18 protein-coding genes are annotated in these 15065 nt (G+C 72.5%); 13 read left to right on the forward strand and 5 right to left on the reverse strand.

Going from position 1 to position 15065, the window contains the following annotated elements; translation table 11 throughout:
• Positions 1 to 90 precede the first annotated feature (90 nt).
• The 12 genes from proS (at position 91) to ABZS42_RS13145 (ending at position 8576) form a co-directional block, all read left to right on the forward strand.
• Positions 91 to 1497: a proline--tRNA ligase gene (proS, locus tag ABZS42_RS13090; protein ID WP_355144762.1), complete on the forward strand. Its 1407-nt coding sequence runs from the start codon at positions 91 to 93 to the stop codon at positions 1495 to 1497.
• Positions 1498 to 1570: 73 nt separating this feature from the next.
• Positions 1571 to 2218, forward strand: a complete 648-nt coding sequence (locus ABZS42_RS13095; RefSeq protein ID WP_355144764.1) for a DUF402 domain-containing protein — start codon at positions 1571 to 1573, stop codon at positions 2216 to 2218.
• Positions 2219 to 2462: 244 nt separating this feature from the next.
• Positions 2463 to 2909 (forward strand): 30S ribosomal protein S16, encoded by a 447-nt coding sequence (gene rpsP / locus ABZS42_RS13100; RefSeq protein ID WP_355144766.1) that lies wholly within the window; start codon positions 2463 to 2465, stop codon positions 2907 to 2909.
• Positions 2884 to 3144, forward strand: coding sequence for an RNA-binding protein (locus ABZS42_RS13105; protein ID WP_174242547.1), 261 nt, complete (start codon positions 2884 to 2886; stop codon positions 3142 to 3144). Before rpsP ends, ABZS42_RS13105 begins: the two co-directional genes overlap by 26 nt.
• 2 nt (positions 3145 to 3146) lie before the next feature.
• A complete protein-coding gene (rimM, locus tag ABZS42_RS13110; protein ID WP_355144967.1) occupies positions 3147 to 3701 on the forward strand; it encodes a ribosome maturation factor RimM in 555 nt (184 codons plus the stop codon).
• A gap of 41 nt (positions 3702 to 3742) precedes the next feature.
• Positions 3743 to 4516, forward strand: a complete 774-nt coding sequence (gene trmD, locus ABZS42_RS13115; protein WP_355144969.1) for a tRNA (guanosine(37)-N1)-methyltransferase TrmD — start codon at positions 3743 to 3745, stop codon at positions 4514 to 4516.
• A 142-nt stretch (positions 4517 to 4658) separates the two neighbouring features.
• Positions 4659 to 5015, forward strand: coding sequence for a 50S ribosomal protein L19 (gene rplS, locus ABZS42_RS13120; protein WP_076470520.1), 357 nt, complete (start codon positions 4659 to 4661; stop codon positions 5013 to 5015).
• 181 nt (positions 5016 to 5196) lie between these two features.
• Positions 5197 to 6069 carry a signal peptidase I gene (gene lepB / locus ABZS42_RS13125; protein ID WP_355144769.1) on the forward strand — a complete coding sequence of 291 codons (873 nt, stop codon included), beginning with the start codon at positions 5197 to 5199 and terminating at the stop codon, positions 6067 to 6069.
• A gap of 10 nt (positions 6070 to 6079) precedes the next feature.
• Complete coding sequence (lepB, locus tag ABZS42_RS13130; RefSeq protein ID WP_355144771.1) at positions 6080 to 6712, forward strand: signal peptidase I; 633 nt, start codon at positions 6080 to 6082, stop codon at positions 6710 to 6712.
• A gap of 48 nt (positions 6713 to 6760) precedes the next feature.
• Positions 6761 to 7288, forward strand: coding sequence for an NUDIX domain-containing protein (locus tag ABZS42_RS13135; protein WP_355144773.1), 528 nt, complete (start codon positions 6761 to 6763; stop codon positions 7286 to 7288).
• Positions 7282 to 8256, forward strand: a complete 975-nt coding sequence (locus ABZS42_RS13140; RefSeq protein ID WP_355144775.1) for a ribonuclease HII — start codon at positions 7282 to 7284, stop codon at positions 8254 to 8256. Before ABZS42_RS13135 ends, ABZS42_RS13140 begins: the two co-directional genes overlap by 7 nt.
• Positions 8253 to 8576 carry a DUF2469 domain-containing protein gene (locus tag ABZS42_RS13145; RefSeq protein ID WP_007075222.1) on the forward strand — a complete coding sequence of 108 codons (324 nt, stop codon included), beginning with the start codon at positions 8253 to 8255 and terminating at the stop codon, positions 8574 to 8576. The genes ABZS42_RS13140 and ABZS42_RS13145 overlap by 4 nt, the downstream gene beginning before the upstream one ends.
• Positions 8577 to 8734: 158 nt before the next feature.
• Here the strand turns inward: ABZS42_RS13145 and ABZS42_RS13150 are convergent, their stop codons facing one another.
• Together ABZS42_RS13150 and ABZS42_RS13155 are read right to left on the reverse strand one after the other, a co-directional pair.
• Positions 8735 to 9865 carry a sulfite oxidase gene (locus tag ABZS42_RS13150; RefSeq protein WP_355144777.1) on the reverse strand — a complete coding sequence of 377 codons (1131 nt, stop codon included), beginning with the start codon at positions 9863 to 9865 and terminating at the stop codon, positions 8735 to 8737.
• Between the two features lie 184 nt (positions 9866 to 10049).
• Positions 10050 to 10685 (reverse strand): class I SAM-dependent methyltransferase, encoded by a 636-nt coding sequence (locus ABZS42_RS13155; protein ID WP_355144779.1) that lies wholly within the window; start codon positions 10683 to 10685, stop codon positions 10050 to 10052.
• Between the two features lie 134 nt (positions 10686 to 10819).
• On the opposite strand from ABZS42_RS13155, the gene ABZS42_RS13160 reads away from it, so the two are divergent.
• Positions 10820 to 11539, forward strand: a complete 720-nt coding sequence (locus tag ABZS42_RS13160; protein ID WP_355144781.1) for a M23 family metallopeptidase — start codon at positions 10820 to 10822, stop codon at positions 11537 to 11539.
• Here the strand turns inward: ABZS42_RS13160 and ABZS42_RS13165 are convergent.
• Genes ABZS42_RS13165 through ABZS42_RS13175 form a run of 3 tightly spaced genes read right to left on the reverse strand, consistent with a single transcriptional unit; the run spans position 11513 to position 15040 of the window.
• Positions 11513 to 12694, reverse strand: coding sequence for an aminotransferase class V-fold PLP-dependent enzyme (locus tag ABZS42_RS13165; RefSeq protein WP_355144783.1), 1182 nt, complete (start codon positions 12692 to 12694; stop codon positions 11513 to 11515). The two genes, ABZS42_RS13160 and ABZS42_RS13165, sit on opposite strands and share 27 nt — an antisense overlap.
• Positions 12695 to 12738: 44 nt before the next feature.
• Positions 12739 to 13758, reverse strand: coding sequence for a tyrosine recombinase XerC (locus ABZS42_RS13170; RefSeq protein ID WP_355144785.1), 1020 nt, complete (start codon positions 13756 to 13758; stop codon positions 12739 to 12741).
• 10 nt (positions 13759 to 13768) lie between these two features.
• Positions 13769 to 15040: a DNA-processing protein DprA gene (locus ABZS42_RS13175; RefSeq protein WP_355144787.1), complete on the reverse strand. Its 1272-nt coding sequence runs from the start codon at positions 15038 to 15040 to the stop codon at positions 13769 to 13771.
• Between the last annotated feature and the right edge of the window lie 25 nt (positions 15041 to 15065).

The following is a 15065-nucleotide window of genomic DNA, read 5'->3' on the forward strand; positions in this document are numbered from 1 at the left end:
GGGTGGGGGTGGGGCGGTGGAGGGGGACGCGGGGGGTGGTGGGGCTCCCGGGGGCAGTTGCGCGGCGGGTGGCGCATAGGATGTGCGGTCATGGCACGCGTGCTCACTCCCCGTGCGGAGGACTTTCCCCGCTGGTACCAGGACCTGATCGCCAAGGCGAAGCTGGCCGACAACGGCCCGGTCCGGGGGACCATGGTGATCCGACCGGCCGGCTACGCCATCTGGGAGCGGATGCAGGCCGAGATGGACGCTCGGATCAAGGCGGCCGGCGCGGAGAACGCGTACTTCCCGCTCTTCATCCCGGAGAACTACCTCAAGCGCGAGGCCGAGCACGTCGAGGGCTTCTCGCCGGAGCTGGCGGTGGTCACCCACGGCGGTGGAAAGCAGCTCGCCGAGCCGGTCGTGGTGCGCCCCACCAGCGAGACGGTGATCGGCGAGTTCATGGCCAAGTGGGTCGACTCGTACCGGGACCTGCCGCTGCTGCTCAACCAGTGGGCCAACGTGGTCCGCTGGGAGCTGCGCCCCCGGATCTTCCTGCGTACCAGCGAGTTCCTCTGGCAGGAGGGCCACACGGCGCACGCGACGCGGGAGGACGCGCGCGCGTACGCCCGGCGGATCCTACACGAGGCGTACGAGGACCTGATGGTCAACGTGCTGGGCATCCCGGTCGTCGTCGGGCTCAAGACCACCCGGGAGCGGTTCGCCGGGGCCATCGCCACCTACACCTGCGAAGGCATGATGGGTGACGGCAAGGCCCTCCAGATGGGTACCAGCCACGAGCTGGGGCAGAACTTCGCCAAGGCCTTCGACATCAGCTACTCCTCCGCCGAGGGCGGCCGGGAGCACGCCTGGACGACCTCCTGGGGCACCTCCACCCGGATGCTCGGCGGCCTGATCATGGCTCACGGCGACGACAACGGGCTGCGGGTGCCGCCGAAGCTGGCTCCGGTGCAGGCGTACGTCATGGTGGTCAAGGACGGCGAGGGCGTGGGTGAGACGGCGGCCAAGCTGCGCGACGCGCTGCGTGACGCCGGCGTGCGGGTGGCGTTGGACGATCGCACCGACACCCCGTTCGGCCGCCGCGCGGTGGATGCCGAGCTGCGTGGCTACCCGGTACGCGTCGAGGTCGGCCCGCGCGACCTGGCCGCGGGCAACGCGGTGGTGGTCCGCCGTACCGACGGCTCCAAGTCGCCGACGCCGGTGTCCGACGTGGTCGGCGCCGTGCTGGCCGCGCTCGCGGCCGACCAGCAGGCGCTGCACGACCAGGCACTGGCCTACCGGGAGTCGCACACCACCGAGGTGAGCACCCTCGCCGAGGCGATCGAGGCGGCCGGCACCGGCTGGGCCCGGGTGCCGTGGTCCGCGGTGGGTGTCGAGGGTGAGGCCGAGGCGAACGGTCAGGGCGTCACCGTGCGCTGCCTGCTGCGGGCCGACGGCTCGGTTCCCGACACGCAGGACGAACCCGACCTCCACGCCATCCTCGCCCGCTCCTACTGAGGTTTCACCGAGGGCCCTTCCCGATGCCTGTGGTAGCGGGAAGGGCCCCTGTCAATGCCGGGGGTTGAGCGACGTGCGTTTCGAGACCGGGCGGCTGATCATGCACCGCAACGTGCGACGGGGCCGGATCGGCTGGGTACGACCGGGACGCGTGGTCAGCGACGACGAACGGGGCCTGCTGGTCTGGGTCGCCCCGGACTCGCCGGTGGCGCACGAGGTCACCGAGGCGGGGCGGGACATGCGGGCGATGCCGTTCGCCGAGTGGGTCACCTCGTCGTACCGGCTGAAGCTCGGCCGGTGGAACGGGCCGGGGCTGCTGAAGTTCCTGCCCGCAGGTGCCGCCCACTCGGTCTGGTGGTTCTCGGACGCGCAGGGCCGGTTCGCCCACTGGTACGTGAACCTGGAGGAACCGGGCGTGCGCTGGGACGACGGCGCCGTCGCCGGAGTGGACGTGATCGACCAGGACCTGGACGTGGTGGTCCGCCCGGACCGCAGCTGGCAGTGGAAGGACGAGGACGAGTTCGTCGAGCGGCTCGCCTATCCGGACGACTACTGGGTGGCCGATGAGGCGGCCGTGCGGGCCGAGGGCAAACGCGTGATCGCCATCGCCGAGGCCGGAGAGTTCCCGTTCGACGGCACCTGGTGCGACTTCACCCCGCCCGCCGAGTGGGTCGCGCCGGAGGCGCTGCCGGTCGGCTGGGACCGGCCTCCGGTGCGCTGACCGTGGCATGGCTCACCCGTTTCGGCGGCGCGAGCGGGCTCGTGACGCCTCCGGTGTGAGCGATCGGTATCGGATCTGGCAGAATGGGGCGCTGGTATCCGGCGCGCGCTCCGGCGCCCTCTAACCCGGGCGCGTCGCCAGTCCACCGAGTAGTCTCCGGCCCAACCCCACTGTGCCGGTCGGCGCTCACCCGTGCACACCGCCCCACCGGGGCCGGTGAGATCGCAACAGGAGCGAAACAACCGTGGCCGTAAAGATCCGGCTTCTGCGGATGGGCAAGATCCGCAACCCGCAGTACCGCATCGTCGTCGCCGACTCGCGCACCAAGCGTGACGGGCGGGCGATCGAGTTCGTCGGGATCTACCAGCCGAAGGAAGACCCTTCGGTGATCGAGGTCAAGTCGGAACGGGTCCAGTACTGGCTGTCCGTCGGCGCCCAGCCGAGCGAGGCGGTGCAGCGGCTGCTGGAGCTGACCGGTGACTGGCAGAAGTTCAAGGGCCTCCCCGCGCCGCCGCCGCTGAAGGTGGCTGCCGAGAAGGCTGACCGGACGGCGGCCTACGAGGCTGAGGCGAGGGCCGCGGCCGGGCTGGGCACGACCGAGGCGAAGCCGGCGAAGAAGGCGGCCAAGGCCGCCGAGGCGCCGGCCCAGACCGAGGAGCAGGCCGGTGCGGACTCCGGCGAGCAGGCCTGACGTGGCACTGCGTCCCGCGTTGGAGCACCTCGTCAAGGGGATCGTCGACCACCCGGACGACGTGCGCGTCCGGCTGGTCGACTCTCGTCGAGGTAAGCGGCTCGAGGTCCGCGTGCACCCTGAGGACCTCGGCACGGTGATCGGGCGGTCCGGCCGGACGGCCAAGGCGCTGCGCCAGGTCATCGGCTCCATCGGCGGGCGCGGCGTACGTGTCGACATCGTCGATTCGTACTGATGCTGCTCATCGTCGGCAGGATCGGTAAGCCGCACGGGATCCGCGGTGAGGTCACCGTGGAGGTGCGGACCGACGAACCGGATGTGCGGTTCGCCCCAGGCGCGGTGCTGCGCACCGAGCCTGGGGCGACGCCCCGTGCGCCGGCCGAGCCCGGCCCGGGTGTGCCGTTCCGGGTCCCGGCCGAGTTGGTCGTCGAGTCGGTGCGTTGGCACCAGGGGCGGCTCCTGGTCGCCTTCGAGGGTGTTCTCGACCGTGATGTCGCCGAGGCGCTGCGCGGCACCCTCGTCGCGGTGGAGCGTTCCGAGATCGCTCCGCCGGAGGACCCGGAGGAGTTCCACGACCATCAGCTCGTGGGGCTGAGCGTGGTCACCCCGACCGGCGAGCGGCTGGGCGAGGTCGCCCGGATCGACCACGCCCCCGCCTCCGACCTGCTGGTGCTGCGTCGCCCCGAGGGGAAGACGGCGCTGATCCCGTTCGTCAAGGCGATCGTTCCCCAGGTCGATCTCGCCGGGGGTCGCGTCGTCGTCGACCCGCCCGGCGGGCTGCTCGACCTGTAAGGGCCGTGAAGCAGGCCCTGGACCCGCTGGAGCACCCCGTCATGCGCGTCGACATCGTGTCGATCTTCCCGGAGTACTTCTCGCCGCTGGAGCTGTCGCTCATCGGCAGGGCCCGGACCAACGGCACGTTGCGGCTGGCCGTGCACGACCTGCGCACCTGGACCCACGACGTGCACCGCACGGTCGACGACACGCCGTACGGCGGCGGGCCGGGCATGGTGATGCGACCGGAACCGTGGGGTGAGGCGCTGGATGCCCTCGTGCCGCCGGAGGCGACCCCGCCCCGGCTCCTGGTGCCCTCGCCCGCGGGCGCGCCCTTCACCCAGGCGATGGCGCACGAGCTGGCCGCCGAGCAACACCTGCTCTTCGCCTGCGGGCGGTACGAGGGCATCGACCAGCGGGTGCTCGACCACGCCGCGACACGGATGCCGGTCACCGAGGTCTCCCTCGGCGACTACGTGCTCTTCGGCGGCGAGGTCGCGGTGCTGGTGATCCTGGAGGCGGTGACCCGGCTGCTGCCCGGGGTACTCGGCAACGCGGGCTCGCTGGACGAGGAGTCGCACGCCCACGGGCTGCTGGAAGCGCCGGTCTACACGAAGCCGCCGAGCTGGCGGGGGCACGACGTGCCCGACGTGCTCCGCTCCGGCGACCACGGCCGGATCGCCCGCTGGCGGCGCGAGGAGGGGCTGCTGCGTACCGCTTCGCGCCGCCCGGACATGCTCGACGCGATCGACCCGGAAAACCTGGACAAACGGGACTGCGCCGCGTTGGATCGGGCCGGATTTCAGCTGCCCCCGGGGGATGTGGCAAAGTAGAGGGGTTGCCGCAGCCGGCCGCGCCGCGGAGGGCTGCGAGGATCCTCGACCGGGGTCGGCTCGATGACCGCCATCCGGGGATCAGAATCACCCATTCGCGCACCGACTGACGGTGCGCCGTGAGCCTTACGAGGACGCAGCGATGAACATCCTGGACGCCCTTGACGCCCAGTCGAAGCGGGTCGACCTTCCTGACTTCCGCGCCGGTGACACCGTGAAGGTGCACGCGCGAGTCGTCGAGGGCAACCGGTCCCGTGTCCAGATCTTCCAGGGCGTGGTCATCCGCCGCCAGGGTGACGGGCTCCGCGAGACCTTCTCGGTCCGCAAGATCAGCTTCGGTGTCGGTGTCGAGCGGACCTACCCGCTGAACAGCCCGGCGATCGACCGGATCGAGATCGTGACCCGCGGTGACGTCCGGCGGGCCAAGCTCTACTACCTCCGCGAGCTGCGGGGCAAGAAGGCCAAGATCAAGGAGAAGCGGGAGAAGCAGCCGAGCTGACTTCCCGCTCGCCACGCCTGAGCTGCACCTATGCCGCGCCGGACCCATCGCACTACCCTGGGCGGCGCGGGCGCAGCGAGGCTATCGCCCCGCGACGCCGCGGGGAGCCGTCCACTGCCGCCCGTGGAGCCTCACCGAGGCTCCCGGGCGGTGGTGTCGTTTCTGCGGACTGGGGAGTGGCGTGGCGCAGCCGATTGACGAGGACGGCACCGTCGACCCCTGGCGCCGCCGGGTCCGCCGTAGCCGCCGCCAGATGCCGCTCTGGCAGGAGTTGCCGCTGCTGCTCGTCGTCGCGTTCTGCCTCGCGGTGCTGATCCGCACCTTCCTGCTCCAAGCCTTCTTCATCCCCTCCGGCTCCATGGAGGACACGCTGCTCGTCGGCGACCGGGTGCTGGTCAACAAGGTCGTCTACGACGTACGCGACCCGGTACGCGGCGAGGTGGTGGTCTTCCGGGGCACCGACCGCTGGGCGCCGCAGGTCGACGGGGAGCAGCAGATCGGCTTCGTGAGCAAGCTCGGCCGCACCGTGGGTGACCTGGTCGGGGTGAGCCGCCCCGGCGAGAAGGACTTCATCAAACGGGTCATCGGCGTGCCGGGGGACCGGGTGCGGTGCTGCGACGAGCAGGGCCGGGTCACGGTCAACGGCACCCCGTTGGACGAGACGTACGTCATCCAGGACTCTCCGCTGGACGTCCCGCCCAACCCCAAGGAGTGCCGGTCGCGGCGCTTCGACGAGGTGGTGGTCCCGCCGGGCCAGATCTTCGTGATGGGCGACCACCGACTGGTGTCCCAGGACGCCCGCTGCCAGGGGCCGGTGCCGATCGACAACGTGATCGGACGGGCCTTTTTGGTGGTCTGGCCGTCGTCGCGGTGGAGCACCCTTTCCGTCCCGGCGACGTTCGGCCACGTCTCGGGGCCGGTCGTCGCATCCCCGTCCGGGCCGCCTCCCGTACGGCCGACTCCGGACGGCGGCGCGCTGCTGATCCTGCCGCTCACGGTCGTGCTGGGCCGTTCTCGCGCGTTCCGGTCGGTGCCGTTCAGCCGAGGGACGTAGGCTCCTTGGCGTGATTGACGAGCAGACCGACAAGCCGCGCAGCTCCTTCTGGAAGGAACTGCCGATTCTGCTGGGTGTGGCCATCCTGGTCGCGGTGCTGGTGCGCTTCTTCGTGCTGCAGACCTTCTTCATCCCCTCCCAGTCCATGGAGAACACACTCCAGATCGATGATCGGGTGCTGGTCAACAAGCTGGTGTACGACTTCCGGTCACCGCACCGTGGCGAGGTGGTGGTCTTCAAGGCGCCGGTCGAGTGGAGCGGCCGGGAAGGTGAGGACTTCATCAAGCGGGTCATCGGCGTCGGCGGCGACCACGTCGTCTGTTGCGACGAGGACGACCACCTGGTGATCAACGGTCAGCCGCTGGTCGAGCCGTACATCTTCTCCAAGGACGGGCAGCAGGACCGGCCCGCGGACCAGGAGTTCGACGTCACCGTGCCCGAGGGGCGGCTCTGGGTGATGGGCGACCACCGGTCGGCCTCGGGAGACTCGCTCGAACACTGGCAGCAGTCCGGTCAGGACATCACCGAGGCCACCATCGACGAGGACGAGGTCGTCGGGCGGGCGTTCACCATCTTCTGGCCCGTCGACCGGGCCCGGTGGTTGAGCGTGCCGGACCAGTACGACTCGATCCCGAATTCCTGAGCCCGGGCGGGCGTGGGCGATGGGCGGCCGGTCTGGCAGGCTGGGGCGGTGACCGTCTACACCCCTCGACGTGCGGCCCGGGTGCTTCTGGTCGACACGGACGACCGGGTGCTGCTCTTCGCCGGCTTCGATCCGGCTCGCCCCGAGCACCGTTACTGGTTCACCCCGGGCGGCGGGCTCGACCCGGACGAGTCCCCGGCCGCCGGCGCGGCGCGCGAGCTGGCCGAGGAGACCGGGCTTCGGCTGACCCCGGCCGAGCTGGGTGAGCCGGTCTGGCAGGACAAGATCGAATACCCCTTCGACGGGGTCTGGTACCGCCAGGAACAGGAGTTCTTCCTGGTCCGGGTGCCGTCGTGGGAGGTGGACACGGCGGGCTTCAGCGACGTCGAGCAGGCCAGCGTCACCGGGCACCGCTGGTGGTCGGCCGCGGAGCTGGCGGCGAGCGACGAGCTGCACTACCCGGTGGAGCTCGTCGCCATCCTGTCCCGCGTGCTCGCGGCCCCGGCCCAGCCGGCGGGTCCGATCGCCGGGGGCGCCGTCTCCACGGGCGGACCGGTGGACGGCGCGCCGTGCTGACCCCGCCACGCACGATCGTGCGCCGGGAGGCCGGGCTGTACGCGCTGGAGCGGGCGCTGCAGCGACGTGGCTTCCAGCACGTCGCCGGAGCCGACGAGGCCGGCCGGGGAGCCTGTGCCGGCCCGCTGGTCGCCGCCGCGGCGATCCTTCCGGAGGGCCGGCGTGGCGAGATCGAGGGTCTGGCCGACTCGAAGCTGCTCACCCCGGCGAGCCGGGAGCGGGTCTACGACGAGGTGGTCGCTCGGGCGCTCGCGTACGCCGTGGTGATCATCCCGGCCGAGGAAGTCGACGCCCGGGGGCTGCACGTGTGCAACGTCGCCGCGATGCGCCGCGCGCTCGCGTCGCTCGCCACCCGACCGGAGTACGTGCTGACCGACGGGTTCGGGGTGGACGGGCTGGACGTGCCGGGCCTGGCGGTCTGGAAGGGTGACCGGGTGGCGGCCTGCGTGGCAGCGGCCAGCGTGCTCGCCAAGGTCACCCGGGACCGGATCATGGTGGAGTTGGACGGGACGTACCCGGCGTACGGCTTCGCGGAGCACAAGGGTTACATCACGCCGGAGCACACCGCGGCGCTGCGCGAGCACGGCCCGTGCCGCGAGCACCGCTTTTCGTATGTGAACGTGGCGAGCGTGTCGGGTCGGGACGGCAGTCCCCCACGGGCCCGCCGCCCGGTGGCTGCCGGCCGCCGCGCGCCCACCGGCGAAGCTCCGGAGACACTCTTCGGCGACGACGGTGGCCCGCTCCTCGGCGGCGCCGCGGTAGTGCTCGACGAGGCGCCGGGAGCGCTTCTGGGCGACGATTCGGGAGCACCTTCGGGGGAGGGACCGGCCGCGCTCGCCGATGGGGCGGACGAGCCGATGGAGCGCTCCTGCCCGGCAGGGAGTACCGTCGGCGTGGCGTTGGGCGAGCGGCCTCGACCGTCGGCGCCGGTGGGGGAAGATGTGGTCATGGAAGGCGGAGAGCGATGAGCGCGGAAGATCTCGAGAAGTACGAAACCGAGATGGAGCTGCAGCTCTACCGGGAGTACCGCGACATTGTCCGCCAGTTCTCCTACGTCGTGGAGACCGAGCGCCGCTTCTACCTGGCGAATCAGGTCGACCTGCACGTGCGCAACTCCGACGGCGAGGTCTACTTCGAGGTCGAGATGCACGACGCCTGGGTGTGGGACATGTACCGCCCCGCCCGGTTTGTCAAGAACGTCCGGGTCATGACGTTCAAGGATGTGAACGTCGAGGAGCTTGAGAAGCCGGACATCTCGCTCCCCGCAGACTCGGGCTTCGGCGGCTGACCCGCAGATCCCCTACCGGCGGGCGCCGCCGGGCATCGTAGCGTCGGAGTCCCCACCCGCCGCCGCACACTGCGGACCGACCAGCTCGCCTGGCACCGCCGGTCTCCGAGATCCACGGTCGTCCCGGCCGGACCCGGGTCTTCGACGGTCGGGAGCGGTTACTCCGGGACCACCGCCACCTCGACGCGCTGAACCATGTTGTTGGCGAAACCGCCCCGGTTCCACGGCTGCTCCACCGGCTGGGTACGCCCCGACGCGTCCGTCGCCCGCGCACTCAGGACGTAACGGCCCGGCTGGGGCGACCACTCGTAGTGCCAACGCCGCCAGGCGAAATCCCCGTCGGTCGACTCGTCCAGAGTGGCCGGTGCCCAGGTCGCACCGTCGTCCGTGCTCACCTCGACCGACACCACCGGCGCGTGACCCGACCAGGCCCGACCGTCCACCGTGCATGGTCCCGGCCGGACCACCCGGGTGCGGGACATGAAGTCGGGGAAACCGGGCGGGCGCACCAGGGCGCGCGGCTCGATCCGGGTCACCGGCACCCCCGGGTCGTCCGGGTTCTGCCGCAGCCGGTACGCCTGCGCGTTCTGGTAACCCTGGAACGGTTCGGTCGACACGCTGATCGAACGGAGCCACTTGACGTGTGCCATCCCGTACCAGCCGGGCACGATCAGCCGCAGCGGGGCGCCGTGCTGCGGCAGCAGCGGAACGCCGTTCATCTCGTACGCCAGCAGCACCTCCTCACGCAGCGCGTCCGCGATCGGCAGCGCCCGCTGGAAGTCCTGCTCGACACCGCGCTCGATGCCGTGGTCCGCACCGGTGAACACCACGTCGACCGCGTCCGCGGCGACGCCCGCCTCGCGCAGCAGCGGAGCCAACGGCGTACCGGTCCATTCCGCGTTCCCGACCGCCTCCACCAACCAGGGCTGGCTCACCGGCCGGGGCTCGAGCAGCGCGCGCCCGTTGCCGGCGCACTCCAGGGTGACCCGCCGGGTGACCCGGGGACGCTCACGCAGTTCGGCCAGGGTCAGGGTCAGCGGCCGGTCCACCGCGCCGTCGACGGTGAGCGCGTGCGTCGCCGGATCCAGCTCCGGGATGTCGTAGTGGATCAGCAGGTAGTGCAGCCCGGCCGGAGTGACGTCGTAGCGCAACGCCTCCAGCGGGATGCCGTGGTTGCGGGCCGCCAACTGGAGCTCCTCGGCGCTGATCCCCGCGCCGGGCTCGGAAAGCCGGGAAGGGCCGCTGACCTCGGTCGCAGCCGGCAGATCCGGGTCGTCAACGGCCGTCACGGTGATACCCCCGTCCCCACGGCGGCTACTCCACCGTGCCCGCCCCAGCTTAGGACGGGTCGCCGCGCCGCAGTACACCCGCAGCAGTGCGGGGTGTGGTGGACGACACAACCGTGCGGCCGCCCGGTCCACGTTCGCGCCGTCGACGACCTCGGGCGCAGCGCCGTGCCCGGCTCGACCCCGCTCAGGTGCGCTCGACGAACTCGAACATCCGCTCGCCGACGGGGAGCGGCCGGGGCGCACCGAGGAAGCGGTGCACGCCCACCCCGACCCGGTCGGCCGGGGAGGTCACCGCGATCGAGGTGAACCCCTCCGCCACGAACCAGTCACAGATCGTGGGCACCAGGTCGGGCGTGCGACGGTGCCGGGTCCAGAAGACCGTCCCGCCGGTCCTACAGAGTGCCGCGCAGTGCCGGACGGTGGCGCGGATGTCCGCGTCGGAGATGTTGCCGAAGACGCCGCACACGAGCACGAGGTCGGCCGGAGCGAGGTCCGCGTACGCGTCGGTGCGTGCGGCGTCGTCCACCACCACCTGCACCCCGGTCAGGCCGGCGGCCCGTGCCGCGGCGGCGGCGATCTCGGCGTTGCGGGGATCCAGCTCGACCAGGCGGGCCGTCACGTCGTCCCGGCGTGCATGGGTGGCGAGCACGGGGATCAGGTCCCGGCCCTGACCGGCGCAGAGACTGACGGCGCGCAGCGGGCCGGCGGGTGCCTGGTCCAGCGCGTCGTGGAGCTGCCGTCGCACCTGCGCCAGTCGCCGGGCGAGTGCCGAACCGGGTCGGTCGTAGTCGTCGTGCCAGGCGTACCAGTCCCGAGTCACCGCGCCAGCCTAGGCGAGCGCGACACCTAGCACAGCGACCACGGGAGCTGGGCGCTGTCCACAGGGCGTCCCGTTGTCCACAGCGGAGTCACGAGCCGAGGCGCTGCTCGCCGACACCGGGCAGACTGCGATATATGCGACTGCCTCCACCACCCTGTAGCGCCTCGTCCGGTCGTGCCGCCTCGCCGGGTTTCGCCGCCTCGCAACAGCACCGTCCCCGCCTGTTGCGCCGCCGCACCGCGCGACGCTGGCTGCCGGTTCCGGTGAGCGTCGTGCTCCTCCTGGTCACGCAGCCGGCCGCGGCGGCCCCGTCCGCGGTTCTCGACGGCCCGCCGGACGGCGGACCGGTCCGGGCGACGCCGGCGAGCCGTACGCCGATGTCGGCCGCGGACGGGTTCCGGTGGCCGGTCGACGCGCCGCCCCGGCCGGTGCGCCGCTTCGACCCGCCGCCGCTGCCGTGGCTGCCGGGGCACCGCGGCGTCGACCTCGCTGTCGCGGTCGGTGCGCCGGTGCGCGCCGCCGGCCCCGGCACCGTGCTGTTCGCCGGGATGGTGGCCGGGCGGCCGGTGGTCACCGTCGGGCACGCCGACGGTTTGCGGACCACCTACGAGCCGGTGCGGCCGACGGTCGCCGCCGGCGACCCGGTTCCCGCCGGGGCGCCGCTCGGCGTCCTGCAGGCCGGTCACGCGGGCTGCCCGGCGGCCGCCTGCCTGCACTGGGGGCTGCGCCGGGGCGAGGAGTACCTCGACCCACTCGCGTTGCTCGGCCTCGGGCCGGTCCGGCTGCTCCCGCTCGACGGGTCACGGTCGCCGGCCGGCACGGCCGCCTCAACGCTGGGCGAGCAGCGGTGGTAGCCGGACAGCCAGACGTTCGTACTCGTCGGCCCGGTTGTAAACCTGCCCGCAGAGGCGCAGCCAGCCCCGACCGTTCCAGGACATCACCGCCACCTCGGTGGCGAGCCGCTCGGCGATGTGCTGCTGCAACGCGCGGGCCGCGTCGATGGTGGTGGCCAGGGCGGGCGGCAGCGGGATGAGCCGCATGGCGACCTCAGGTCCGCCGGGCTCCGGCAGCAGGTCCGGCGCCACCCCGAGGGCGTCCCCGACCACCCGCTGGCCGTACGCGGCCAGCCGGGCGTTGTGAGCGCGTACCCGCTCGACGCCGAGACTGCGCAGCGTGAATGCGCCCACCGGGGCGGCCAGCCACGCGGTGTAGTCCTGGGTCGCCTGCCACTCCAGCCGGTCCGGGAAGCCGGCCTCCTGCTCCCAGGAGACCACCAGCGGCTCGATCCGGTCCCGCCACTGAGGCGTCACGACCAGCACGGCGGTGGCGCGTGGTGCGAACGCCCACTTGTGCAGGTTGCCCACCCAGAAGTCGGCGCCGATGCTCGCCACGGTGGTGGGCAGCATCCCGGGCACGTGCGCCGCGTCCACCAGCACCGGCACCCCGCGCTCGTGCGCGACCGCGACGATCGCGGCGGCCGGGAAGAGGCGGGCGGTCGACGAGGTGAGCTGGTCGATGACGAGCAGGCGCGTCCGGCCGGGGCGCAGCGCGTCCCGCACGGCCTGGACGATCTCCTCGTTGGTCGCGGCCAGCGGAACCGGCAACACCCGGCTCGTCGCCCCGGTACGCCGGCACTCCCGCTGGATGGAGAGCGCGACGGCGCCGTAGCCGTGGTCGGTGCTCAGGATCTCGTCGTCGGGGCGCAGCCCGAGCGACTGGAGCACCACGGCGACGCCGGTCGTGGCGTTGCTGACCAGCGCCGTGCCGTCGGGGTCCGCGCCGATGAAGGACGCCAGGTGCCGGCGGGTGTGCGCCACCCGATCAACGAGTCCCTGGGTGAAGAAGCGCAGCGGGTTGGCTTCCATCTCGTCGCGCAGTCGCTGCTGGGCGCGCTGCACGCTGATCGGTACCGCGCCGAACGAGCCGTGGTTGAGGTGACTGACCGCCGGATCCAGGGAGAAGAGCAGGCGGGCACCCGGAATCGGCTCCGGTGGCTGCGGGACGCTCACCCCGTGATCGTAACGGTGGGTGGATCATCGACGGCGGCGATCGGTCAGGCGCGCGGGTGGGCCTGGCGGTAGGCGGAGCGCAGCCGCTCCACCGAGACGTGCGTGTAGATCTGTGTGCTGGCCAGCGAGGAGTGACCGAGCAGCTCCTGCACCGCACGCAGATCCGCACCGCCCTCCAACAGATGGGTGGCCGCCGAGTGGCGCAGCCCGTGCGGACTGGTCCGGGGAAGGTCCGCCGCGTCCGCGTAGCCGCCGACGATCCGGCGCGCCGTCGTCGGGTTGAGCCGACCGCCGCGCGCGCCGAGGAACAGCGCGTCCTGCGAGTGCGGTGCGGCCAGCGCCGGGCGGCCGTGGCGTACCCACTCGTCGAGCGCGCGTTGGGCAGGCACCCCGTACGGCACGGCCCGTTCCCGGCCGCCCTTGCCGAGCACCCGGATCACCCGCCGCCCGTGGTCGATGTCGGCGAGGTCCAGTCCGCACGCCTCGCTGACCCGTACGCCGGTGCCGTAGAGCAGCTCCAGCAGCGCCCGGTCCCGAGACAGCAGAGGATCATCGACGCCGTCACCGCCAGCGACTCGACCTGGGGCCTCGACCAGCGCGGCCGCCTGATCGGCGCGGAGCACGCCGGGTAGCTCCCGGTGCGCCCGCGGGCTGGCCAGCATGGCGCCCACGTCGGCCGGTAGCAGGCCGGACCGGTGCGCCCAGGCACTGAACACCCGGGCTGAAGCGGCCCGCCGTGCCAGCGAGGTGCGGGCGGCACCGGCCGTCCGCAGCCGCGCCAACCAACTGCGCAGCACGGCCAGGTCCACGGTCGCGACGTCGACGCAACCCATCCGCGCGGCGTGGTCGAGGAGCGACACCACGTCGGTGACGTACGCCCGCACGGTGTGCGCGGAGCGGTTACGGACCTGGGCCAGGTGATCGGCGAAGTCGTCGACGGCGTCGCGTAGCGGAGGAGGCAGCGCCTGGTGGACCGCCCGGGTGCCTCGTGCCGCACGGCTCGCCGCCGCACCACCTCGGCGCGGGGCACCACCGCTCGCCGCGGGCCGGTCGTCGGCTGGCATGGCGCACAGCCTACGGGCCCGCGGGACGCTCGGCCGTTGACCGGGGCGGGCGAGCCAGCGCGTAGCCGTCCTCGCGGCGGACCACCATGGCGAGTTCTTCGAGCAGGGACAGCTTTCGCATCGCCGTCCGGACGTCCACGCCGGCCCGAGCCGCCAGTCGCTCCAAACCCACCGTGCCGCGGCGGGGCATCGCCTCCAGCACCGATCCGGCGTCGTCGTCGAGCGTGTCGAGGGGGCGGCCCGGCCCGCGTGCTGGAGGGGCCAGGTCCACGCCGATCCGACCGACCTCCTCCAAGACGTGCGCCACGCCGGTGACCAGGCGCGTCTTCGAGTGCTCCCGCAGCAGCTCGTGGGCGCCGACGGACATCGCCGACGTGACCGGACCCGGCACCGCCATGGTCGGACGATCGATGGCGAGGGCCCGGTGCGCGGTCTGGGTCGCGCCGCTGCGCGCCGACGCCTCCACGACCACCGTCCCGACCGTCCCGGCGGCGATGACCCGATTGCGGATGAGGAACCGGGGCCGCAGCGGCTCGGAGCCGGGTGCCCACTCGCTCACCAGCAGTCCGGTGTCGGCGATCCGCTCGAAGAGCGCCGCGTTGCCCATCGGGTACGGCCGGTCCACGCCGCAGGCGAGCACCGCCACGGTGAGGCCGCCGGCGTTGAGCGATCCCCGGTGCGCGGCGGCATCGATACCGAACGCGCCGCCGGAGACCACCGTCCAGCCCCGGTCCGCCAACCCGTAGCCGAGCTCGGTGGCGACGTACGTGCCGTAGCCGGTGGCGGCCCGGGCACCCACCACGGCCACCGAACGCTCCAGCGCCTCGGCCAGCGGCCACGAGCCACGTACCCAGAAGCAGAGCGGCGGTGCCGTCTCCGTGTCCACCCGGCGCTGAGCTTCGGCCAGGTGGAGGCGGCGCAGGTCGACCAGGCGCGCCGGCCACTCCTCGTGCTCCGGCGTGACGATGCGCGCGCCGAGTCGCGCCGTGCGTTGCACCGCCTCGGCCGCGAAGGCGCGCGGGTCGTCCCCGGCGACCCGGGCGGCCACTGCGGCGCGCAGCTTCCGGTCCGGCGCGCCACCATCGAGAAGCAGCTCCAGCGCGGCCACCGGGCCGAGCTCGTTCACCAGTTGATACACCGACCGGGTGCCCGGCTCGGTGAGCCAGGCCAGCGCGATCCGGGCCAGCGTCCGTTCCTCACGTTCGCTCGTGCCGGCACTCCGCTCCGCCGCCGCGCCGGTATGAGGCACGTCCGGACCGAGCTTGGCGATTCGCTCGCTCATGCCCGTACTCCGCTGCACCGCGTGC

This window comes from Micromonospora sp. NPDC005367, assembly GCF_040606825.1.
Classification (GTDB): Bacteria; Actinomycetota; Actinomycetes; order Mycobacteriales; family Micromonosporaceae; genus Micromonospora.